22 protein-coding genes are annotated in these 21,804 nt (G+C 54.3%); 13 read left to right on the forward strand and 9 right to left on the reverse strand.

Annotated features, from left to right (window positions below; translation table 11 throughout):
- Window positions 1–5 precede the first annotated feature (5 nt).
- From GM154_RS23305 to GM154_RS23315, 3 genes are all read left to right on the forward strand, one after another.
- Window positions 6–1,217, forward strand: a complete 1,212-nt coding sequence (locus GM154_RS23305) for an AGE family epimerase/isomerase (RefSeq protein WP_219653532.1) — start codon at window positions 6–8, stop codon at window positions 1,215–1,217.
- 76 nt (window positions 1,218–1,293) lie between these two features.
- Window positions 1,294–2,610, forward strand: coding sequence for a carbohydrate porin (locus GM154_RS23310; protein ID WP_219653533.1), 1,317 nt, complete (start codon window positions 1,294–1,296; stop codon window positions 2,608–2,610).
- Window positions 2,611–2,684: 74 nt separating this feature from the next.
- Window positions 2,685–2,858, forward strand: a complete 174-nt coding sequence (locus GM154_RS23315) for a DUF1289 domain-containing protein (protein ID WP_010798440.1) — start codon at window positions 2,685–2,687, stop codon at window positions 2,856–2,858.
- A gap of 44 nt (window positions 2,859–2,902) precedes the next feature.
- Here GM154_RS23315 and GM154_RS23320 read toward each other — a convergent pair whose 3' ends face one another.
- Window positions 2,903–3,778 (reverse strand): MurR/RpiR family transcriptional regulator, encoded by an 876-nt coding sequence (locus GM154_RS23320; protein ID WP_074826707.1) that lies wholly within the window; start codon window positions 3,776–3,778, stop codon window positions 2,903–2,905.
- 161 nt (window positions 3,779–3,939) lie between these two features.
- Here GM154_RS23320 and zwf point away from each other — a divergent pair, with 161 nt between their 5' ends.
- The 4 genes from zwf (at window position 3,940) to rluB (ending at window position 8,034) form a co-directional block, all read left to right on the forward strand.
- Window positions 3,940–5,409 carry a glucose-6-phosphate dehydrogenase gene (zwf, locus tag GM154_RS23325; protein ID WP_010798438.1) on the forward strand — a complete coding sequence of 490 codons (1,470 nt, stop codon included), beginning with the start codon at window positions 3,940–3,942 and terminating at the stop codon, window positions 5,407–5,409.
- A complete protein-coding gene (gene pgl, locus GM154_RS23330) occupies window positions 5,396–6,106 on the forward strand; it encodes a 6-phosphogluconolactonase (protein ID WP_219653534.1) in 711 nt (236 codons plus the stop codon). The genes zwf and pgl overlap by 14 nt, the downstream gene beginning before the upstream one ends.
- Window positions 6,107–6,117: 11 nt before the next feature.
- Complete coding sequence (locus GM154_RS23335) at window positions 6,118–6,756, forward strand: bifunctional 4-hydroxy-2-oxoglutarate aldolase/2-dehydro-3-deoxy-phosphogluconate aldolase (protein WP_010798436.1); 639 nt, start codon at window positions 6,118–6,120, stop codon at window positions 6,754–6,756.
- Between the two features lie 171 nt (window positions 6,757–6,927).
- Complete coding sequence (gene rluB / locus GM154_RS23340; protein WP_074826701.1) at window positions 6,928–8,034, forward strand: 23S rRNA pseudouridine(2605) synthase RluB; 1,107 nt, start codon at window positions 6,928–6,930, stop codon at window positions 8,032–8,034.
- Window positions 8,035–8,106: 72 nt separating this feature from the next.
- Here the strand turns inward: rluB and GM154_RS23345 are convergent, their stop codons facing one another.
- The 3 genes from GM154_RS23345 to GM154_RS23355 all read right to left on the reverse strand — a co-directional run bounded on the left by GM154_RS23345 (window position 8,107) and on the right by GM154_RS23355 (window position 10,498).
- Window positions 8,107–9,294 (reverse strand): benzoate/H(+) symporter BenE family transporter, encoded by a 1,188-nt coding sequence (locus GM154_RS23345; RefSeq protein ID WP_219653535.1) that lies wholly within the window; start codon window positions 9,292–9,294, stop codon window positions 8,107–8,109.
- A gap of 10 nt (window positions 9,295–9,304) precedes the next feature.
- A complete protein-coding gene (locus GM154_RS23350) occupies window positions 9,305–9,907 on the reverse strand; it encodes a LysE family translocator (RefSeq protein ID WP_037030959.1) in 603 nt (200 codons plus the stop codon).
- A 120-nt stretch (window positions 9,908–10,027) separates the two neighbouring features.
- Entirely contained in the window at window positions 10,028–10,498 is a 471-nt protein-coding gene (locus GM154_RS23355; RefSeq protein WP_010798432.1) for a MarR family winged helix-turn-helix transcriptional regulator, read from the reverse strand.
- Between the two features lie 80 nt (window positions 10,499–10,578).
- Between GM154_RS23355 and GM154_RS23360 the strand changes: the two genes are divergently transcribed.
- Both GM154_RS23360 and GM154_RS23365 read left to right on the forward strand, forming a co-directional pair.
- The gene (locus GM154_RS23360; RefSeq protein ID WP_219653536.1) at window positions 10,579–11,736 is read left to right on the forward strand and encodes a PLP-dependent aminotransferase family protein; all 1,158 of its coding nucleotides are present in this window, start codon (window positions 10,579–10,581) and stop codon (window positions 11,734–11,736) included.
- Window positions 11,737–11,751: 15 nt separating this feature from the next.
- Window positions 11,752–12,354 (forward strand): glutathione S-transferase family protein, encoded by a 603-nt coding sequence (locus GM154_RS23365; protein WP_219653537.1) that lies wholly within the window; start codon window positions 11,752–11,754, stop codon window positions 12,352–12,354.
- Between the two features lie 53 nt (window positions 12,355–12,407).
- Here the strand turns inward: GM154_RS23365 and galE are convergent, their stop codons facing one another.
- Window positions 12,408–13,517 (reverse strand): UDP-glucose 4-epimerase GalE, encoded by a 1,110-nt coding sequence (gene galE, locus GM154_RS23370; protein WP_219653538.1) that lies wholly within the window; start codon window positions 13,515–13,517, stop codon window positions 12,408–12,410.
- A gap of 432 nt (window positions 13,518–13,949) precedes the next feature.
- On the opposite strand from galE, the gene GM154_RS23375 reads away from it, so the two are divergent.
- Genes GM154_RS23375 through GM154_RS23390 form a run of 4 tightly spaced genes read left to right on the forward strand, consistent with a single transcriptional unit; the run spans window position 13,950 to window position 19,287 of the window.
- Entirely contained in the window at window positions 13,950–15,140 is a 1,191-nt protein-coding gene (locus GM154_RS23375) for a glycosyltransferase family 1 protein (RefSeq protein WP_125888446.1), read from the forward strand.
- Window positions 15,128–16,333 (forward strand): UDP-galactopyranose mutase, encoded by a 1,206-nt coding sequence (gene glf, locus GM154_RS23380; protein ID WP_374940344.1) that lies wholly within the window; start codon window positions 15,128–15,130, stop codon window positions 16,331–16,333. Before GM154_RS23375 ends, glf begins: the two co-directional genes overlap by 13 nt.
- Window positions 16,334–16,351: 18 nt before the next feature.
- Window positions 16,352–17,488, forward strand: a complete 1,137-nt coding sequence (locus GM154_RS23385; RefSeq protein WP_219653539.1) for a family 1 glycosylhydrolase — start codon at window positions 16,352–16,354, stop codon at window positions 17,486–17,488.
- Window positions 17,485–19,287, forward strand: coding sequence for an ABC transporter ATP-binding protein (locus GM154_RS23390; protein ID WP_219653540.1), 1,803 nt, complete (start codon window positions 17,485–17,487; stop codon window positions 19,285–19,287). Before GM154_RS23385 ends, GM154_RS23390 begins: the two co-directional genes overlap by 4 nt.
- Window positions 19,288–19,331: 44 nt before the next feature.
- On the opposite strand, the gene folE is transcribed toward GM154_RS23390, so the two are convergent.
- From folE to pnuC, 4 genes are all read right to left on the reverse strand, one after another.
- Window positions 19,332–19,880: a GTP cyclohydrolase I FolE gene (gene folE / locus GM154_RS23395; RefSeq protein WP_010798424.1), complete on the reverse strand. Its 549-nt coding sequence runs from the start codon at window positions 19,878–19,880 to the stop codon at window positions 19,332–19,334.
- Between the two features lie 92 nt (window positions 19,881–19,972).
- Window positions 19,973–20,530 carry a Smr/MutS family protein gene (locus tag GM154_RS23400; RefSeq protein ID WP_010798423.1) on the reverse strand — a complete coding sequence of 186 codons (558 nt, stop codon included), beginning with the start codon at window positions 20,528–20,530 and terminating at the stop codon, window positions 19,973–19,975.
- 49 nt (window positions 20,531–20,579) lie between these two features.
- Entirely contained in the window at window positions 20,580–21,104 is a 525-nt protein-coding gene (locus tag GM154_RS23405; RefSeq protein ID WP_074826676.1) for an AAA family ATPase, read from the reverse strand.
- Window positions 21,101–21,661: a nicotinamide riboside transporter PnuC gene (pnuC, locus tag GM154_RS23410; RefSeq protein WP_037030284.1), complete on the reverse strand. Its 561-nt coding sequence runs from the start codon at window positions 21,659–21,661 to the stop codon at window positions 21,101–21,103. The genes GM154_RS23405 and pnuC overlap by 4 nt, the downstream gene beginning before the upstream one ends.
- Window positions 21,662–21,804: the final 143 nt, after the last annotated feature.

Here is a 21,804-nt window from a genome sequence, read left to right on the forward strand (position 1 = left end):
TTCGTATGAACTTTCCAGACTTCCGTCAACGTGACACTCTGCTGGATCATATCCAGCATACGCTGGCTTTCTACTATCCGCGCTGCATCGACGAGCAGGGCGGGTTTTTCCAGTTCTTCCGTGACAATGGCGATATCTACGACCGAGAGACGCGCCATCTTGTCTCCAGTACCCGTTTCGTCTTCAATTTTGCAATGGCCTATCGGCAGTTTGGCAACGCTGAATACTTGGGCGCCACTCGGCACGGGCTTCGCTTTCTAAGGGAAAAGCATCTGCAGCCCAATGGCAGCTACGCCTGGCTACTGAAGGGCGACAAAGTAGTAGACGGCACCAATCATGCCTATGGTCTGGCATTCGTTATCCTGGCGTACTCTCACGGCGTCATGGCAGGAGTCGAGGAGGCCAGAGCATGGCTGGCTGAAGCGTGGGATACCTTCGAGCGTCATTTTTGGCGTGAAGAAGAAGGTCTGTACTGTGATGAGATCAGTGCCGACTGGTCCGAGGTTTCCTCCTATCGTGGACAAAATGCCAACATGCATGCCTGCGAGGCGCTTCTGGCTGCCTATGAGGCGACACAAGAGTCCCGCTATCTGGACCGCGCCGAAACGCTTGCACTCAACATGACTCAGCGCCAGGCAGCACTTAGCCAGGAAAGCGCTGAGGTTGCTCAGGATGTATCAGGCGGGTTGATCTGGGAGCATTACCATCAGGATTGGAGCATCGATTGGGATTACAACAGAGATGATCCTGCCAACCTGTTCCGCCCTTGGGGTTTCCAGCCTGGACATCAGGTCGAGTGGGCCAAGCTCTTGCTGATTCTCGAGCGCCATCGTCCCCAGACATGGTTGGCGCCACGTGCTGCAGAGCTGTTTGATGCCGCGTGGAAAACCTCATGGGATCATGAACATGGTGGCCTATATTACGGGTTCGCTCCGGATGGCAGCGTTTGTGATCCAGACAAGTACTTCTGGGTTCAGGCCGAGGCCTTGGCGGCTACAGCCTTGCTTGCCGAGCGCACCGGCAACGGTAAATATTGGAAACAATATGAACAGCTCTGGCACTATAGTTGGGAGCATTTCATTGATCACGAGTATGGCGCTTGGTGGCGCATCCTCGACCGTCGAAATACTAAGTATTCCGACGAAAAAAGTCCGGCCGGAAAGGTCGACTACCACACCATGGGAGCCTGTTACGAGGTACTCAATGTTCTGCCGTGAAGTTTAGCCAGTTATTGGCGTGGGACCTGTGGTGTGTTGCGTATAGCCCATTAAAAATTATAAAGGACCGAGAAGAATGTATAAGCATAAAGGCAAACGCGTACGGCACTTGGCTGTGTTGTCGTTAGCTGCACTAGGTGGACTCAGTGCCACTGCCTATGCAGCCGATGCCTTCGACCCTGAAGCAGGTGGTATGACAGGCGATTGGGGTGGCCTGCGTACTGAACTGCTAGATAAGGGTTACGACATCAAGTTGGAGTACGTCGGGGAAGGCGCTACCAACATGCGAGGTGGATACGACAAGGATCACACCGCACGTTGGTCTTCCCAGTACATGTTCGGCCTGGCGGTCGACATGAACAAGACGTTGGGTTGGGAGAATTCCGTATTCAAAGTTGCCATTACTTCACGTGACGGCCGTAACCTGACCAACGACAATATTGGTGATCCACGTTCCGGTACGTATTCTTCCGTACAAGAAGTCTGGGGTCGCGGCCAGACCTGGCGCCTTACCCAGTTGTGGTTGAGCAAGGGGTTCTTTGATGGCCGCCTAGACATCAAAGCGGGTCGTTTCGGCGAGGGTGAAGATTTCAACTCGTTCGACTGTGACTTCCAGAACCTAGCGTTCTGTGGCTCCCAGGTGGGTAACTGGGTAGGTGATCAGTGGTACAACTGGCCGGTCAGCCAGTGGGCCATGCGCGTCAAGTACAACCTGACACCTGAGCTGTTTGCGCAGGTTGGGGTTTACGAGCAGAACCCGTCGCTGCTTGAAACCGGTAATGGCTTCAAGATGAATACCAGCGGTGCCAAAGGCGTGATCCTGCCAGTTGAGCTGGTATGGTTGCCAACACTGAACAGCCTACCGGGTGAGTACCGCTTCGGTTACTACTACAGCACCGCTGATGCGGATGATGTGGATGGTGTTTCCAGCCGTCATTCCAGTAAGCATGGCTATTGGGTTGTAGCCAAGCAGCAGCTGACCAAGCACAACGGTGATGCTTCTCGTGGTCTGAGTGTATTCGCCAACTTCACGGTGCATGACAAGGCTACCAACAAGGTAGACAACTACATCCAGGCTGGTGTGGTGTACAAGGGACCATTCGATGCGCGACCAAAAGACGACATCGGTTTCGGTGTGGCCCGTATCCACACCAACAGCGATGCGCGTGATGCGCAACGTGCAGCCAACCTTGCTACCGGTATCGACGATTATGACAACCCAGGCTACGTACCGCTGCAGTACAGCGAATACGATGCTGAGCTGTACTACGGCGTACACGTGACCAACTGGCTCACCCTACGTCCGAATATTCAGTACATGCGTAACCCGGGCGGCGTCAAGGAAGTTGATAATGCTGTTGTCGGCGGCCTGAAGGTCCAAGCGGTGTTCTAATTCCGCAGATGGTACTGGGCGCAGCGAACAGTGTGTTTATACTGTTCGCTGTGTCCAGATGCTGAGGTAGCCCTGTGGGTAAGGTTGAGAGTCCCTGCGTAAGCCAATGCAAGCTTAAGGATGAAGTCTGTCAGGGATGCGGCCGCAGCCGCGATGAAATCAAGGGCTGGAAGTCCATGAAGGACAAAGAGCGCAAGGATGTGGTCGAAAAGGCCAGCAAGCGTCTCAAGAAGCTCAAGAAGAAGTAACCTCGCTACAGGCTGAAGCGTACTGCTCCAGCCTTTCTCGTCGATTACAACTCTTCCTGTTCCTGCTCCATTGGATAGCGTGTTGCTACCAGACTTTCCTTTACTTTGCGCAGATGCGGCTGGAAATCAACGCCGCGGCGCAGCGTAACGCCAGTGGCCAGAATGTCGAGTACTGTCAGCTGAACGATACGTGATGACATTGGCATATAGATATCAGTATCTTCGGGCACTGGAATATCAAGGCTAAGTGTTGAAACCTTCGCAAGCGGAGAATTAGCAGCAGTCATCCCGATAACTGATGCCCCGTTATCCCGTGCCAGCTTGGCAACATCCACCAGTTCGCGCGTGCGGCCGGTGTAGGAAATGATGACAAAGACTTCGCCTATCTGCGCTACAGACGCAAGCATGCGCTGCATCAGAATGTCTGAATGGGCCGAAACAGCCAGACCGAAGCGAAAGAATTTGTGCTGGGCATCCAGCGCTACGGGTGCAGATGCACCCAGGCCAAAGAAATGAATCTGCCGTGCCTGAATCAGGAGATTGACGGCTCGATTGATCACTTGAGCATCCATGCGCTGACGAGCATTATCGAGCGAGGCGATGGTGCTGCTGAAAATCTTTTCTGAGTAGGCTTCAGGCTCATCATCCGCTTCCACCGCCTGGCTTACGTAGACGGCGCCGCTGGCGATGCTCTGAGCCAGTTGAATCTTCATTTCAGGGTAGCCGCTGATTCCCAGTGATCGGCAGAAGCGGTTGACGGTCGGTTCGCTGACGTGAGCTGCCTGCGCCAGAGCAGCAATGGTCAGGCGGGTAGCCTGCCGTGGATTGTTTAGAATAACCTCGGCTACCTTGCGTTCGGCACGGTTCAATTCCGGCAGGCGGGTCTGAATCAATTGCAGCAATGTGCTGGCCCGATCCATCAAATGCTCCTGAAAGTTGTCATCCTTTTATCGTACAGCTATAGAGGAATAAGGCTGCACAAAAAGGTTTTATTAAATTTTTGATTTTTATACTACGTAAAAGGGGAAAGCTCACTTAAACTGGGCTTTCATTCACCAACTTTTCGTAAAAGAACGAATATATGCCAGCAGTTCGCGTACTCCCTTGCACTTTGGCCCTGTTCGGCGCGTTGGGCGATCTCGCTCTGCGCAAGTTGTTTCCGGCTCTCTACCAACTCGATCGCGAAGGTCTCCTCCATGATGACACGCGTATCGTCGCGCTTGCTCGAGATCAAGGAGACGGCACCAAGCAGCTCGCTCATATTGAAGAGCGGGTTCGGCATTACGTGCCGAATGCTGACTGGAATCAAGCCGTCTGGGAACGTTTCGCCGCCCGCTTAAGCTACCGTGCCATGGATTTCCGACGCATGGAAGACTATGCCGGACTGGCCGAAGACGTAGGTGACTCCGAAACGGTGATTGCGTATTTCGCAACACCCGCCTCAGTATACAGCTCGATTTGCGAGAATCTTGATGCGGTAGGGCTTAGCAGCCGTACACGTGTCGTCATGGAAAAGCCCATCGGCCATGACCTTGAGTCTTCGCGTGTCGTGAACGACTCCGTGGCTCGGTTCTTCCCGGAAAGTCAGGTCTATCGTATCGACCATTACCTGGGTAAGGAAACCGTACAGAATCTGATTGCTCTGCGGTTTGCAAACAGTCTGTTCGAGACCCAATGGAACCAGAACTATATCTCCCACGTGGAGATTACGGTTGCTGAGAAAGTAGGGATCGAAGGCCGCTGGGGTTATTTCGATCAGGCCGGGCAGCTACGCGACATGGTACAGAACCACCTGCTGCAGCTGCTTTGCCTGACTGCAATGGACCCGCCCGCTGATCTCTCGGCGGACAGTATCCGTGACGAAAAGGTCAAGGTGCTCAAGGCGCTCGAGCCGATCACCGCCGATCAGCTGGCCAGCCGTGTCGTGCTGGGCCAGTACACGAGTGGTTACAGCGATGGCAAGCCGGTACCCGGCTATCTGGAGGAAGAAAACTCCAACGAGAGCAGCAGCACGGAAACATTCGTGGCCATTCGCGCCGATATTCGTAACTGGCGTTGGTCCGGAGTGCCTTTCTATTTGCGTACCGGCAAGCGTATGCCGCAAAAACTTTCGCAGATCGTTATTCATTTCAAGGAACCGCCACACTACATCTTCGCGCCTGAGCAGCGGAGTCTGATCAACAACCGACTGATCATCCGTATTCAGCCGGACGAAGGGATTTCCCTGCAGGTCATGACCAAGGATCAGGGCTTGAGCAAAGGGATGCAGCTGCGCAGCGGTCCGTTGCAGCTCAACTTCTCCGAGGCCTTCAAGTCGGCGCGGGTACCAGACGCGTATGAGCGTTTGTTGCTGGAAGTGATGCAGGGCAACCAGTCTCTCTTCGTGCGCAAGGACGAGATCGAGGCGGCCTGGCGCTGGTGCGACCAGCTCATGGAAGGCTGGGAAAAAATGGGCGATACCCCGAAATCATACGCAGCTGGCACATGGGGCCCGCTGACTTCCATTGCTCTCATTGCACGTGACGGGAGATCCTGGTATGGCGATATCTAACCTGCCACAAGGCGTCGAATTCATCGAGCTGAACGGTCGTGAGGCCCATGCTGAGCAGCTGACCCAAGCTGTAGCGGCTGCGCTTCGTGAGGCCATTGCACAGACAGGAACGGCCACACTGGTGGTTTCGGGTGGTCGTAGCCCAGTGCCGTTCTTTGAACAGTTATCCGAGCAGGAGCTGGACTGGGCGAAGGTCACGATTACGCTCGCCGATGAGCGCTGGGTGCCTTTAGAACATCCGGATAGCAACGGCGGGCTAATTCGCAAGCACCTGTTGCGTAATGCAGCCCGTGCAGCGACTTTTGTAGACCTCTATGCCGCTGGCGAAAACGCTGAAACGGCTGCTCAGGAGGCTGATAACCGCTTGCAGAATCTGCCCAAGCCTATCGATGTACTGGTGCTGGGAATGGGCGACGATGCACATACTGCTTCGTTGTTTCCCGGAAGCCCTGGGCTTGAAGATGCGCTTGATCCACAGAGCGAGCGCTTGTGCCTGCCCATGTGGGCACCTTCCGTGCCTCGTCAACGCCTGACCATGACACGCGCATTGTTGTCTGGTGCTCACAATCAGTTCCTGGCCATCCAGGGCCAGAGTAAGTTGGCCGCTCTGCAAACCGCTGCAACCGCCGGTGATGAGCTGGCGACTCCTATCAGCGCCTTCCTGCGAGAGCCGCTGAAGATCTATTGGTGCCCTTGAGGATGAGTGACATGCAAAACAAGATCGCTGCCATTGATGCGCTGAGCCAGAAAGCACGCATCCTGCCCGTCATCGTGATCAACGATCCGGCTGACGTCCTGCCTTTTGCTGACGCGATGGCAGCGGGGGGGCTCAAGACACTGGAAGTCACGCTTCGCTCTGCCCATGGTTTGGATGCTGTGCGCCTGCTGCGCAAGGAACGCCCGGAGCTAACGGTGGGTGTCGGTACTGTTCTGGACACCCACATGTTTGATGCTGCGGTAGAAGCAGGTGCTCAGTTCATTGTAACGCCCGGCTGCACGGACGAAATCCTTGAGGCAGGCGTTAAAAGCGACGTGCCGCTACTGCCCGGTATTGCTACGCCTTCAGACATCATGCGTGCCTATCGGCTGGGTTACCGTCGCTTTAAGCTCTTCCCGGCCAACGTTTACGGTGGAATAGACGCGCTTAAAGCCTTTGCCGGTCCTTTTGGCGATCTTCGATTCTGCCCAACGGGCGGCGTCAATCCGAGTAATGTCAAAGCCTATTTCCAGCAAAGCAATGTCATGTGCGTAGGAGGTAGCTGGATGCTGCCTTCCGACGCTATCAAGGCGCGTGACTGGACAAAGATAGAGCAGCTTTGCCGCGAAGCCCTGGCTGCGCTCGATTAAGGCAGTCATCTTGTTCGACGGCCTGCTTCATGCAGGCCGTCTGCATCTCAGACCATCCATCTCTTTTCTGTCGAAAGGCCTGCACGTCGAGTCATTTAGTCGCTAGGCTCAAGGGCCAGGTGACGCTATGATGCGCGCCTTTTTGTTGCCGCTTACACCGGGAGGTGCCTTATGAACGACAACACTCCTCATACCCCAGTCGGGGAAAAACTCCAGAAAGTCCTGTCCCGTATGGGTGTAGGTTCCCGCCGTGATGTGGAAGCCTGGATTGCCGAGGGCCGTATTCAAGTAAACGGAAATGTCGCCACTCTGGGTCAGCGTGTTACGCCTCAGGATGCCATTGCTGTGGACGGGCGTGTGCTACGCCGCGAAGAGGCCACCGAAAATGTTCGCCGTGTACTGATTTACAACAAGCCTGAAGGTGAAGTTTGCACCCGTGATGACCCCGAAGGGCGTCCTACGGTGTTTGACCGATTACCGCGCTTGAGAGGCGGGCGGTGGATCAATATTGGTCGTCTGGATATCAACACGACTGGCCTGCTTTTGTTCACAACCGATGGTGAACTGGCCAACCGCTTGATGCATCCCTCTTATCAGATGGACCGGGAGTACGCGGTACGTGTGCGTGGTGAAGTCGATGAGGCCATGATCGAGCGTCTCAAGACAGGTGTCATGCTGGAAGACGGTCCTGCACGTTTTACCGATATCCAACAGGCTCCCAATGGTGACGGTTTCAACCACTGGTTCCATTGCGTGGTCATGGAAGGACGTAACCGAGAGGTTCGCCGCCTGTGGGAATCCCAGGGTGTGCTGGTCAGCCGCTTGAAGCGGGTACGTTTCGGACCGGTTTTCCTGACGGCTGAATTGTCCATGGGTCGCTGGCGCGAGATGATGCAGGGTGAGATCAATATTCTCAGCGCAGAAGTAGGGCTGACGCCTGTTGAATTGCCTCCTGTGACCGCGAAGGTTCGCGAAAAGCTTGAGCGTATGCAACGCAAGTCTGGCAAGCCTGTTGAGGCTGGCCGCGGCGGCCGTGGTGACAAGCGCTCTGGCAAGCCGCAGGGCGAGGGTCGCCGTGGTGGCACGCCATTGGCTGAGCGCCCATCCGAAAGTGGGCGCAAGCGTCCGGTACGGACTCGTGAAGAACATGCCTCTGGCGATGACGGACGTCGCGAGCGCCCTGCCCGGGAACGGGCCGCACCGGCACAGCGCCGTAATGGTCCAGCCCGTGAAGGTCAGCGTCCAGGCTTTGGTAGTAATAATCGCGGTAAACGCTAAGCGGTTATCTGTGCTCGAACGGCTCGCCTAGGCGAGCCGTTTTTGTATGGGCTCTACCTATATCATCGTTGATCAAGCAGCCTTTTTCCAATTCAGGACTAACTGGGTGATCAGGCCTGCGACCACTCCCCAGAAAGCCGACCCAACGCCTAATAATGTCATGCCTGAAGCGGTTACAAGAAAGGTGACAAGAGCGGCTTCGCGTTGTTTAGGGTCGCTCATGGCACTGTTAAGCCCATTCATGATGGACCCAAGCAGTGCAAGTGCGGCGATGGATAGCACTAATTCTTTAGGAAGCGCTGCAAACAGGGCTGCCAGTGTTGCACCAAACGTTCCGGCTATACCGTAAAAGAAGCCGCACCAGAGCGCTGCGGTGTAGCGCTTTTGTGAGTCTTCGTGGGCCTCAGGCCCTGTGCAGATGGCTGCGCTGATGGCCGCCAGGTTAATTCCGTGGGAGCCGAATGGGGCCAACAGTAACGAGGCTATTCCGGTAACGGATATCAGGGGTGAGGCAGGTGTCTGGTAACCGTCGGTCCGCAACACCGCAATGCCTGGCATGTTTTGAGAAGCCATGGCAACAACAAATAGCGGAATACCAATGCTGATGATGGCGGACATGGAGAAGGACGGTGTGGTCCAGACAGGCACCGCCAGTTGCAAATGAAAGTGCTCGAAATGCAACAGTCCTACGACGGCGGCGATGATCATTCCAATCATCAGGGCAGCCAATACGGCATAACGGGGTGCCTGTCGCTTGGTCAGCAAATACGTCAGGAACATGCCTATTACAAGCAGAGGTTGCTGCTCAGTAGCCGAGCAGATCTCAATGCCGATCCGAAACAGGATGCCCGCCAGCAGCGCGGCGGCCAATGCAGCAGGAACCTTGCGCATCAGACGCTCGAAGCTGCCAGTCATACCGCAGAAGGCCGTGAGGAGGGCGCATAACATGAAAGCGCCAATAGCCTCGCTGTAAGGGACCTGAGGCAAGCTGGTCATCAGCAGGGCAGCACCGGGGGTAGACCACGCGATGACGATGGGAGTCCTGAAGCGCAGCGAGAGCGCGATCGTGGTTATCGCCATCCCGATGGACAGCGCCCAGATCCAGGAGGAAATCTGAGCGCTGTTCAGCCCTGCATTCTGGCCTGCCTGGAACATAAGCACCAGGGAGCTGGTGTAGCCAACCAGCATCGCTACGAAACCGGCAACGATTGAAGAAGGCGATGTGTCGGCAAAAGGGCGCAAGGCGGTGGATATGGTCATGGTACGGTCTTCAATGGGTAGACAGCAGAATCGGGTACAGAGAAATAACTAGCAGGGCAGCCATCGTCCAGTTGAACGCACGCAGACGCATCGGGCTATTCAAAAGTGTACGTAATGCCATACCAAACAGCGTCCAAAGGCTAACGCTAGGCAGGTTGATAAGCGCAAACAGCAGCGCTATAAGCAGCAGGTTGCTGTTGAAATCTTGAACGGGCAAATACGTGGTGACGGCGCCTATGGCCATTACCCAGGCTTTTGGATTAACCCATTGAAAGGCAGCTGCCTGAAAAAAACCGAATGGTTTGCCGGAAGCCTGCTTGGGCGTAGGCGGTGCGGCGTTGGCAATTTTCCATGCCAGGTACAACAGGTATGCAGTAGCCACGACCTTCAAGGCCATGTGCAGTGAGGGGTACAGGCTGAACAATTGTCCAAGACCCAATCCCATGGTGATTACCATCACCATATGCCCAAGGCTAATGCCGAACATATGCGGAAGTGTCCGGCGGAAACCATAGTTAACGCCTGACGCGAGCAGCATCATGTTATTGGGACCCGGAGTAGCTGAGGATACGAAGGCGAAAAGTATAAAAGCGGTAAGTAATTCGGCTGTCATGGCTGGACTTCCTTTTTTTCCAGCATAAACAGCCTGTTGGCTGGCGTACCGATACACTCACTTGTAGAAGGAGCCGTACAGTCGATCAGGCTTTGTCTGAATGAAGCCGCTAGTCTGTGCTCAAGTCGACCCGTCTTTCCGGCTCGATTCGCGTTGGCGCTCCTGGCCTGCCAGCGTCTGGTTGATTTTCATCCATCCCTCTACTGCGGCTTCTCCGGCTTCGTCAAAGGCACGCTGTAGCAGCTTGACTTGTTCCCGCCGCAGGAGCTGCTCAAGCTTTGCACCGTGCGATGTCAGCCGCAACTTGCGCTTGCGCTTGTCTTCCGCGTCTGACTCCACCACAAGCATATCCTTTTCAATTAGCTGGCGAACGGGCGGATTAGCTGCCTGCTTGGTAACCCCCAAAGCCTCCAGCAACTCTTTGTGGCTGATTCCTGGCGAGCCAGCCACGAAAAAGAGAATACGCTGGTGTACGCGGCTAAACCCGCGGCGCGAAAGCATTTCGTCGGCCTTGGCGGTAAATGCCTGGTAGCCGAAGAAGAATGACTGCATCGCCTGGCGTTGGGCTACGGTATTTTTTAGGTCAAGCATATTGACGCTTCTATCCGGTTCAGCGTAGTTTCGGTCAAGCAGTTTGACTTATTCTCCGGCCGCTGACTACTGGTGCTTCCATGGCTTTCTCCGAACGCGTTACCCGTCTAAAAAGCAGTCTTATCCGCGAAATTCTGGCAGCGGCACAGCGTCCGGAAGTGATGTCCTTTGCAGGTGGTCTGCCTGCGCAGGAGATGTTGCCTCGCGTGGAATGGGATGCTCTGCCGGTGAATCTGGGGCAGTATGGAACGAGCGAAGGAGAGCCGGAGCTGCGCGAAGCGATCGCTGCCCAGGCCAGAGCCTTGGGCGTTGAGTGTGATGCCAGTCAAGTACTGGTTACGGCTGGTTCGCAACAGGCATTGGATCTGGCTGCAAAACTCTACATCGACCAAGATACTCAGGTGCTGTTAGAAGGCCCCAGCTATCTGGCTGCGCTGCAAAGCTTTCAATTTTTCGGTGCCGATTGCCTGACAGTACCACTAACGGCGGAAGGCATGGATATTGAAGCGCTGCGCCAGTGCCTCGAGACCAACAAGCCAGCCTTTGCCTATCTGATTCCTACTTTCCAGAACCCATCCGGTGTACGTTACACCGAAGCCTGCCGTGATCAGGTGGCGGCCTTGATGGATGAGTTCAGCGTCACGCTGATTGAAGATGAGCCATATCGCGAGCTGATCTTTGATGATGCACCGGCTACGCCTATCGTAAGCCGCTTGAAGAGAACCAGCTGGATCTATACCGGTACGGTCTCCAAGACGTTACTGCCTGGTTTGCGCGTGGGGTATCTGATTGCCTCTCCTGATCTGTATCCTTATTTGTTGCGCCTCAAGCAGGCCGCTGATCTGCATACGAACCGTATCGGGCAGTGGCAGGCCTTACAGTGGGTCGGAACACCACGCTATCAAGCCCATATTCAGGATCTGCGCAATTTCTATCGTGCTCGTCGCGATGCCTTCCAGGCTGCGCTGGTTCGCCACTTTGGTGAGCTTGCAGACTGGAATCAGCCTCAGGGGGGGCTATTTTTCTGGCTAACACTGCGCCAGCCAATCGACACACGCTTGCTGTTGGAGCCCGCTTTGGCTCAGGATGTGGCCTTCATGCCTGGGGAGCCTTTCTTCAGTGACCCGGAGGGCAACCTTGGTCGCTTGCGCCTGAATTTCAGCCATGTGGCACCTGAGCGTGTTGATGAAGGGCTGAGCCGTTTGGCCAGTGTCATAAAGGCCGCCCAGGCCTTGTAATGAAAGGAGATCATTATGTACCGGATTTATGGAGACCAGCGTTCCGGCAACTGCTACAAGGTCAAGCTGATGATGGCCTTGCGCGGATTTGCCTATGAATGGGTTGATGTAGATATCTTAAAGGGCGAGACACGCTCTCCAGCGTTTCTTGAAAAAAACCCCAATGGCAAGATTCCTGTGCTTGAACTGGATGATGGCTCCTACCTATGGGAGTCCAATGCCATTCTGAACTACCTGGCAGAAGGCAGCACATTCCTGCCCCAGGAGCCGCGTTTGCGGACTCATGTACTGCAATGGCAATTCTTCGAGCAGTACAGTCATGAGCCCTACATAGCAGTGGCGCGGTTTATTCAGTTTTACCTTGACATGCCTGAAGAGCGGCGTGCCGAACATGCAAGTTGCCTTAAGGAAGGCTATAAGGCATTGGATGTTATGGAGCAGCAACTCTCCCGGACACCGTATCTGGTAGGCGATACGTACTCTATTGCCGATATTGCGCTTTACGCCTATACACACGTAGCGGCAGAGGGTGGATTCGACTTGTCTCGGTACCCTGCCATCAATGCCTGGCTGCAGCGTGTTGCAAGCCATCCGCAGCATGTGGGCATGTATGACTGATTGACGGGAATAAAAAGGCCGCTGTTTTACAGCGGCCTTTTTATAGCTGAGAATCAAGCCGAGGCGTTGGCAGACGTGTTTATCCGGCTTCCGGTAGTGCCTGTAATAGGCTTTGCTGGAATCTGTTTGATGGACTTCTTCACTGTCTCTGCAACACGATAACCATTTGGATTCTGCGATTGCCAGCGCCAAGCATCGGCAATCATTTGCGTCAGGCTGCGTTCTGCTCTCCAACCCAGTTCCTGTTCGGCTTTGTGAGGATCGGCCCAGCACTCCGCAACATCCCCCTCGCGGCGAGGCGCCAAGCGATAGGGCAGCTGCATCTGTGCAACCTCTTCAAACACCCTGATTAACTCCAGTACCGAATAGCCGCGCCCGGTTCCGAGGTTCCAGACGTGCGCTCCCTTAACGCTTTGCAGCTTGCGCAGGGCGGAAAGATGTCCTTTGGCCAGATCGACCATATGGATGTAATCACGTATCCCGGTACCGTCTGGAGTAGGGTAATCCGAGCCATAGATGCTCAAGCGCTCCAAACGGCCAATGGCTACCTGCGTGATATACGGCAGAAGGTTATTGGGAATGCCACTTGGGTCTTCACCAATCATGCCGGATTCATGTGCACCTATGGGATTGAAATAGCGCAACAGGGCAATGGACCAGCGAGGATCTGCAGTAGCCAGATCGCGCAGCAGGTTTTCAACCATGAGCTTGGATTGCCCGTACGGATTAGTTGGTATACCAGTAGGTGCCTGCTCGCTGATAGGAACCGTGTCAGGCATGCCGTAAACGGTTGCTGATGAACTGAATACTAGCTTGAAGACGCCCGCGTCAGCCATTGCCTGGCAAAGCGTCAGGCTGCCACCCACATTATTGTCGTAATAGCTCAACGGGTGTCTGACGCTTTCGCCTACCGCTTTGAGCCCGGCAAAGTGCAGGACAGCCTCGATTGGATATTGTGCAAACAGCGCATCCAACTGCGTGCGTCGACGTATATCACCTTTGACGAAATGCACGCTGCGGCCAGCTAGCTGCTCGACCCGTTGTAATGCTACACGTGAACTGTTGCACAGGTTATCCAACACGAGAACGTCTTGCCCTGACAGTAACAGCTCCAAAACAGCATGCGACCCTATATAACCCGCGCCCCCAGTCACAAGAATCATCGTCACGCTCCATTGATCTAGTCGTAATACAAAGCACGCCGACACAGCGAAGCGCTGAACGAGGTTCAGCGGCCTATTCGAAGCGGCAAACAAGACAGGCCATGCACAAAGAATATGCATGTATAAAGCCAGACCCGGTGATATGACGACTAGTTCCTACAGGAATGAGATAAGTGTAAAAAAACATGTATCGACGAAAGGGTTGGAACTGGGTTTGCTCAGAACCAGTCTCACCGCCCAGTGACTCTATTGATATTCGATGATGTTCGAATGCAAGGTGTTCTGATTTTTGCCGGTTTTGGCGTATTGAATAGCCGGCGGGTTTAGCTCTTAAATGGAAAGAACCGGATCTTTCCAACGGGAAAAGGCATAGAACTCGATTCGTGTTGTACGAGTTCCTGACTTGGTCATACACGAGTTAAGGAGTAATCGATGAGCTGGGCTGGACCCTTTCAATATGAGATTGGCAAGTCAAAGCCGTCATCCAGAACGGAAATGGGCTTTGATGCATCAGGCAGGGAAAACCTTCCTACCCTGATCTGTCTTTCCCATCTGCGCTGGAATTTCGTCTACCAACGGCCTCAGCACTTGATGTCCCGCTTTGCGCGCGACTACAACGTACTGTTCTTTGAAGAGCCGATGCCATCGGATGAACCCAATCCCTGGCTTGAAGAAATCGAAGCTGATCTAGGCGTTACGCGTCTGGTACCCAGACTGCCTGCTGACGTACAGGGCGAGGCGGCTGAGGCAGTATTGAAGCGTCTGCTGGACAGATACGTCGAAGAGTCCGGAATCGAGGAGGCGGTTCTCTGGTATTACACTCCCATGAGTTGGCCCTTCAGCCATCACCTTAAATCCACGCTTACCGTGTATGACTGCATGGATGAGCTTTCTGCTTTCCGAGGCGCGCCGCCGGAAATGCTGGAACGTGAACGACTTCTGTTGGAAAAGGCCGATGTGGTGTTTACGGGCGGTTATAGCCTGTATGAGGCCAAGCGCGAGCGCCACCCTAACGCCCATCCTTTCCCGAGCAGTGTAGATATCGCTCATTTCGCTCAAGCCCGCGCCGAGCAGCTTGATCCTGATGACCAGAACAGTATTCCGCATCCGCGTCTTGGGTTTTATGGCGTGATTGACGAGCGTCTGGATATCGACTTGCTGGCCGAGGTCGCGCGTCAACGGCCTGATTGGCACATTGTGCTGATTGGTCCGGTCGTCAAGATAGATCCCAATAGTTTGCCTAAGCTCGACAACATTCATCTCTTGGGCGGCAAGGTATATGACGAGCTGCCCCATTATCTTGCGGGCTGGGACGTCGCGATCATGCCTTTTGCCTTAAACGAGTCGACACGTTTCATCAGTCCTACCAAGACGCCCGAATACTTGGCAGGCGGTAAGCCTGTCGTATCGACACCCATTACCGATGTGGTACGCACCTATGGTGAGTCGGGTATCGTCCGTATTGCAGATAGCGCTGAAGCATTCATTCGTGCCGTAGAGGCTTCGCTGGTAGATGCCCAGGACCGGGAAGGGCTTTTGAAACAGGCCGACTCTATCCTGGGTGAAATGTCGTGGGATGCCACTTGGCAGGGCATGACGGAGCAAATGAAATGCGCACGATAAACGAGGGGGAAGCCATGTCTGCAGGTGTAGCGAGTTCAAACGAATCCCAGAGACGTGGGTTCGACTATCTGATCGTAGGCGCCGGATTTGCCGGGAGCGTACTGGCTGAGCGTCTGGCCGTAGGGCTCAACAAGCGTGTCCTGATTGTAGACCGCCGGCCCCATATTGCGGGCAATGCCTATGATCACTATGACGAGGCAGGGGTTCTGATTCATCGCTACGGCCCGCATATTTTTCATACCAACTCGCAGCGGATCGTGGACTATCTTTCCCGTTTTACCGAGTGGCGTACCTACGAGCACAAGGTGCTTGCTTATGTGGACGATCAACTGGTACCGATCCCGATCAACCGTACCACGGTGAATGCGCTGTATGGTCTTGACCTGAAAACAGACGAGGAGGCCGAGAGCTTCCTGAAAGGTCGGGCTGAACCGGTAGAGCCTATCCGGACATCCGAGGATGTCGTCATCAATCAGGTAGGCCGTGAGCTTTACGAGAAGTTCTTCCGTGGCTACACCCGTAAGCAATGGGGGCTTGATCCGTCACAGCTGGATAAATCAGTCACTTCGCGCGTTCCTACCCGTACCAATACGGATGATCGCTATTTCGGCGATACCTTCCAGATCATGCCATTGCATGGCTTCACCCGTATGTTCGAGAAGATGCTGAATCATCCCAACATCAAGGTTATGCTCAACACCGATTACCGCGAGATCCGCAACGAAGTCCAGTTCGATCATCTGATCTATACCGGTCCTGTCGATGAATATTTTGATTATTGCTACGGCAAGTTGCCGTACCGCTCGCTAAAGTTTCATCACGAAACGGTCAATTCGGCGCAGTTCCAACCTGTGGCAGTCGTCAATTATCCCTCTGAAGATGTTCCATACACCCGTATCAGTGAATACAAGCACCTGACCGGCCAAGAGCATTTGAAAACCAGCGTGACCTATGAATATCCGTCGGCGGAGGGCGACCCCTATTATCCAATCCCTCGCCCGGAAAATGCCGAGCTCTACAAGCGATATCAGGAGTTGGCTAACTCAACGCCTAACGTGACATTCCTGGGCCGCTTGGGTACGTACAAGTACTACAACATGGACCAGGTCGTTGGACAGGCATTGACAGCCTACAAGCGTATCGCGGAATCGGAAGGTGTGGTTGAGGACACTGCTGAAGTCTCGGCAGTATAAAGACCGGAGCACATTACGATGCATGTACCTGGGACTTTTAACAGTTTTTTCCTGGGTGGGTTCGAGTGCTCAACTCACCGCCGTTTCGATAACCGTCGCCTGGATTTGATCCAGGCGACGGGGCATGATCGCTTTGCGAAAGCCGACTTTGCGCGCTTGCGTACCCATCGTATTCAGGCTGCTCGTGATGGTGTGCGCTGGCATTTGATTGAGACGCGGCCAGGTTTTTTTGACTGGTCGAGCCTGCTTCCCCAGGTCAAAGCCGCCCGGGAAGAGGGTGTCCAGATTGTGTGGGACCTGTGCCACTATGGGTGGCCTGACGACATCGATATTTGGTATCCCGGCTTTGTGGAACGCTTTGAGCGATTCACAAAGGCTGTTGCCACGTTTATGCGTGACGAAGGCATAGAAGTACCCTTTTATTGTCCAGTCAATGAAATATCCTTTTGGGCATGGGGTGGTGGTGATACGGGTCAGTTCAACCCCAAGGGTGTCAAGCGGGGAGCTGAACTCAAGCATCAGTTGATCCGAGCCTCGATTGCTGCCATCGAAGCCATTCGTGGTGTTGCGCCCAAGGCTCGGTTCGTCCAGGCGGACCCACTCATCAATGTGATTCCTGCCTCTGGTAGAGCAGCAGACCGCGAGGCGGCCGAAGCCTACCGGCAGTCTCAGTTCGAAGCCTGGGACATGTTGTGTGGAAAAGCTTGGCCGGGGCTCGGTGGGAAGGCTGAATATCTTGATATCGTTGGGCTCAACTTCTATTCCGACAATCAATGGTTTAACGGCGGTAAAACCGTTTTTCGGGATGATCCACTGTATCGTCCCTTGCGTGGAATGTTGGCTGAGGTCTATGCCCGCTACCAGCGGCCGCTCATGATTGCAGAGACAGGAGCGGAAGGTGAGGCGAGGCCTTCATGGCTGGCATACGTATGTGAAGAAGTTCGTAACGCCATGACTCAGGATATCCCTGTCGAAGGCATTTGCCTGTATCCCATCTTGGACTATCCGGGATGGAACGATGAGCGCCTATGTGAAGTCGGTTTATATGGTTATGCTGATCCTCAGGGTCATCGAGCCATTTACTCTCCGTTGGCAGAAGAGCTGGAGCGTCAACAGGCTCAGTTCGCTGCGATGGCTGAAGGGCAGGCTTCATGAGCAACACTTCCAACTCTCCAGCGGGGCGACCGTTCCCCTCTCGTCCGATTGCGTTTCTATGGCGCTATGTCTGTCGGCGCCGTTTGGCGTTTGGAGGGTTGTTTTTCCTAATGGTTGGCGGCGCCACCTGCGCCGTTGCCGTTCAGTACGCCATGAAGCTTCTTGTGGATGCCATGGCCAGTGACAACCGAATGGAAGCCAATGTCTGGCTCCCCTTTGGTTTTTTCATCGGACTTATTGCTCTTGAAAACATCCTGTGGCGAGGAGGTGGGTGGCTTGGCTGTCGGACTATTGTCAAGACAGGCGTAGATCTGCGAATCGATCTGTTCGAGTATCTGACCGGCCACCCAATGCGTTACTTCAAGGAGCATTTCTCTGGCGCATTGGGCAATCGAATCAATCAGACCAGCACAGCCGTCGCGAATATTTTTTCCGCGTTGACGTGGCGTATCGTCCCGCCCTGTACCGATTTCCTGGGGGCGGTAGTCGTTATGCTGTCCATCCGTTGGGAAATGGCGCTGGCGTTGATAGGCTTTGTGCTGCTGGTTGGCTGCATCATTACGGGTTTTGGCATCCGTGGTCGCCATAAGCATCAGGCCTTTGCCGAGCAAGCGTCGCGTGTAGGCGGAGAGGTTGTGGACATGGTTTCCAATGTCTGGACTATCAAGGCTTTTTCGGCTCAGGCTCGAGAGCGTGATCGCCTAGCGCGGGAACTGGGTGTTGAGGCACGTGCTCAGCGTCGTAGCTGGATGTACGTGGAGAAAGCGCGAGTTCTACACGATATATGCCTGACCTTGATGGCTGGCTCTATGCTGCTCTGGGCTATTTACCTTTGGCGACAAGGTACTGTTACGCCTGGTGACGTCGTCGTGGTGAGTGCACTGACCTTCCGTATTCTGCATGGCTCCAGAGACTTGGCGCTGGCACTGGTCGATGCCGCGCAGCAGTTTGGAACGGTAGCCGATACGCTCAAGGTGATTGCCCAGCCCCATGGCATTCAGGACACAGAAAATGCTGCTACTCTCAATGCCAAGTCAGGCTCCATCACGTTTGAGCATGTTTCATTCAGCTATCCTGACGGATCCAAAGTCATTGATGACCTGTCCTTGCACATTCCCTCAGGCCAAAAGGTTGGCCTAGTGGGCACCTCCGGGGCAGGCAAGTCTACGCTGATTAACCTTCTTCAACGTCTGGACGAAGTAAGTAGCGGTCGAATTCTTATCGATGGTCAGCCTATTCATGAAGTCAGCCAAGACAGCTTGCGCGCAGCCATCGCAGTGGTGCCGCAGGAGATTGCTCTCTTCAATCGCTCCATCCGTGAAAATATCCGTTATGGAAAACCTGATGCTACGGACGAAGAGGTCTATAAAGCAGCTTGTCACGCCTATTGCGATCATTTCATACGCCAGCTACCCGAAGGGTACAACACACTGGTAGGCGAACGAGGGGCTCGCTTGTCAGGAGGGCAGCGTCAGCGCTTGGGCATTGCGCGGGCGTTTTTGAAGGGCTCCCCCATCCTGATTCTGGATGAGGCGACCTCTGCGCTGGACACGCATTCGGAAAAGGAAATTCAGATGGCGCTGACGGACCTGGTTCGTGGACGTACCGTTCTGGCAGTAGCCCATCGGTTGTCTACAGTCGCATCGTTCGATCGGGTCATCGTGATGGACAAAGGGCGTATTGTTGAAGATGGCCCACCGGCTGTTCTGCAGCGAAGTGGAGGACTGTTCGAGTCGTTATGGACTATCCAGGCCAAGGGGCTTGATGACGTACAGGCCCAACACCGTAATGCAGGTTAAATAAAAAACCGGCCATTCAGGCCGGTTTTTCACGAGCATCAGACTTATCGGTTAATAAGGCCCATGAACTCGGCGCGTGTTGCATCGTTGCTACGGAACTGGCCAAGCATGACGGAAGTAACCATCGATGAGTTTTGCTTCTCGACGCCGCGCATCATCATGCACATATGTTGAGCCTCGATGACTACCGCTACACCCGCCGCGTTGGTGACTTTCTGAATCGCCTCGGCAATTTCACGGGTCATGTTTTCTTGAATCTGCAGGCGGCGCGCGTACATATCAACGATGCGGGCAACTTTGGACAAGCCCAGCACCTTGCCGCTTGGCATATAGGCTACGTGAGCTTTGCCGATAAAGGGCAGCATATGGTGCTCGCACAGCGAATACAGCTCGATGTTTTTGACCAGTACCATCTCGCTATTGTCTGAAGTGAACAGCGCATCTCCAACCACTTCTTCCAACGTCTGGTTGTAGCCTTTGCACAGGTACTGCATGGCTTTGGCGGCACGTTTGGGCGTATCCAGCAAGCCTTCCCGGGAAACATCCTCGCCTAACTGAGAAAGAATGGCGGAGTAGTGTTGTTCCAATGACATGGTAATTCCTATGGATATTGACACCGCAGCGATGCGGGATGAGGAGAGTAGGGGCTGCGGCGATTAAAATCAATTCTGACTGGAAAGCTAGGTTATTCGTCCCGACCTTCCAGCATGGTTCGTTTAAGCAGTACATAGACGGCGCCAGTACCGCCATGGCGCGGTTGGCAAGACACAAAGCCCAGCACCTGAGAATGTTGACGCAACCAAGTGTTGACATGACTCTTGATGAGCGGACGTCGTCCATCAAGGCGCGCTGCCTTCCCGTGAGTAATGCGAACGCAGCGAACTTCGAATTTCGTTGCCTCAGCGATAAAGTCCCACAGTGTCGCGCGCGCTTTCTCTACCGTCATGCCATGCAAATCCAGGCTGCCGTCAAACGGAATCTGTCCGGCCTTGAGCTTACGAATCTGGCTATCCTGAACACCATCACGTGCCCAGTAAAGCTCGTCTTCAGCCCCCACGTCGATGATGAACTGATCAGACAACCCATCAACCTTGATAGCTGCCGTTGACTGTATGGCGGCTTCACGACGCTTGACGACCTGCTGACGATCCGTGCGCGGTTTACCGGTGTCTGCATGGTCATCTACCAAGCGTCGAACGCCTCGCATTTCACTGGCGAATGATGAGAAATCGTCGTCTGGCATAGGGCCTCCAAATGATTTCATCATTTTACTGGATAGACATGCAGGTACGCTAACCTTCCAGCAACTCAGTGACATATTGCAAGGCCAGGCGTTGTCTATTCGCCCAGTTGCCTCCGATGCACCGATAGGTTTGCTTATGGTTATCCAGCCACGTTTTACAAGCCTCATAAAAGGCCAGGCGGTCTCGCATGTCGGGCTGGCAGCGTTGTCCGTCGTTGCTCCAGGGTACTTCCCGCGGGTCCAGCAGCAGATGAAGATCGTAGTGGCGCGCAAGCAATGCAGCTTCCAGCCAGTCCGGGCAATCATCGAATAGAAAGCGGCTCCACAAGATGTTGCTTAAGAGATGAGTATCTAGGATCAGAAGAGCGGGGCGCTGCTGGCGTGCTGCGTCTTCATGTTCAAGCTGACGACGCGCGATAGGGGTGATGTCTTCGTAGGTAGTATCGCGCCCTAGCGTAGCAAAGTATTCCCGCACATATTCGCCTACCAGCATTCCGTCCAGATTGTCTTTGAGCGTTTGAGCCAACCATGACTTGCCAGTGGATTCAGGGCCTGTCAGTACGATCACCTTCATACGGTTGCTACCTCACGTCGCCATACAAACCAGCCGCGCGCGGCCAAACCAACAAACAGTACATAGAGCAGGGCGGTCAGGTAGAGGGCCTTGTAGATAAAGAGCGCAACGTAGATTACATCGACTACGAACCAAAGCACCCAACATTCGACCCGCTTCTGTGCCATCCAGAGCTGAGCAACCAGGCTAAAGCTGGTCAGCCCCGCATCCAGCCAGGGCTGGCTTGCGTCGGTATGGGTGCTCATTAAATAACCTAAGGCAATTGTCCCGAGAGCACCTACCAGCAGATTACCCAGCAGAGCTGCATTTGAAAGACGAGTGACGTGTCGTCCTTGATGATCTTGTCCGCCCTTGACCCACTGCCACCAGCCATAGAGCTGCAGAACGGCATAAACGCCCTGAAGCAGCATATCTGAGTACAGTTTGACATCATAAAAGACCCAGGCATACATCACGACCATGACTAATCCGACCGGCCAGGCCCAAACATTTTGCCGAACCGTGAGCCAGACCGCGATAACGCCTAAAACGGCTGCAACTATTTCAAAAGAAGACACCCTAAGCACCCTGGGAAAATATGTCGGACAGGGACCGTATCTTACCTTCAGTTGTATCGCTCCGTTTTATTGAACGTATGCCAACGAAAAGTAAGGCCTGGTATTGTTCACGGCGTTCCGGTTGTAGACCTGACTCCCCCAAT

Origin of the sequence: Pseudomonas sp. MAG002Y (assembly GCF_019400845.1) — a bacterium.
GTDB classification, from domain to species: Bacteria; Pseudomonadota; Gammaproteobacteria; order Pseudomonadales; family Pseudomonadaceae; genus Chryseomonas; species Chryseomonas luteola.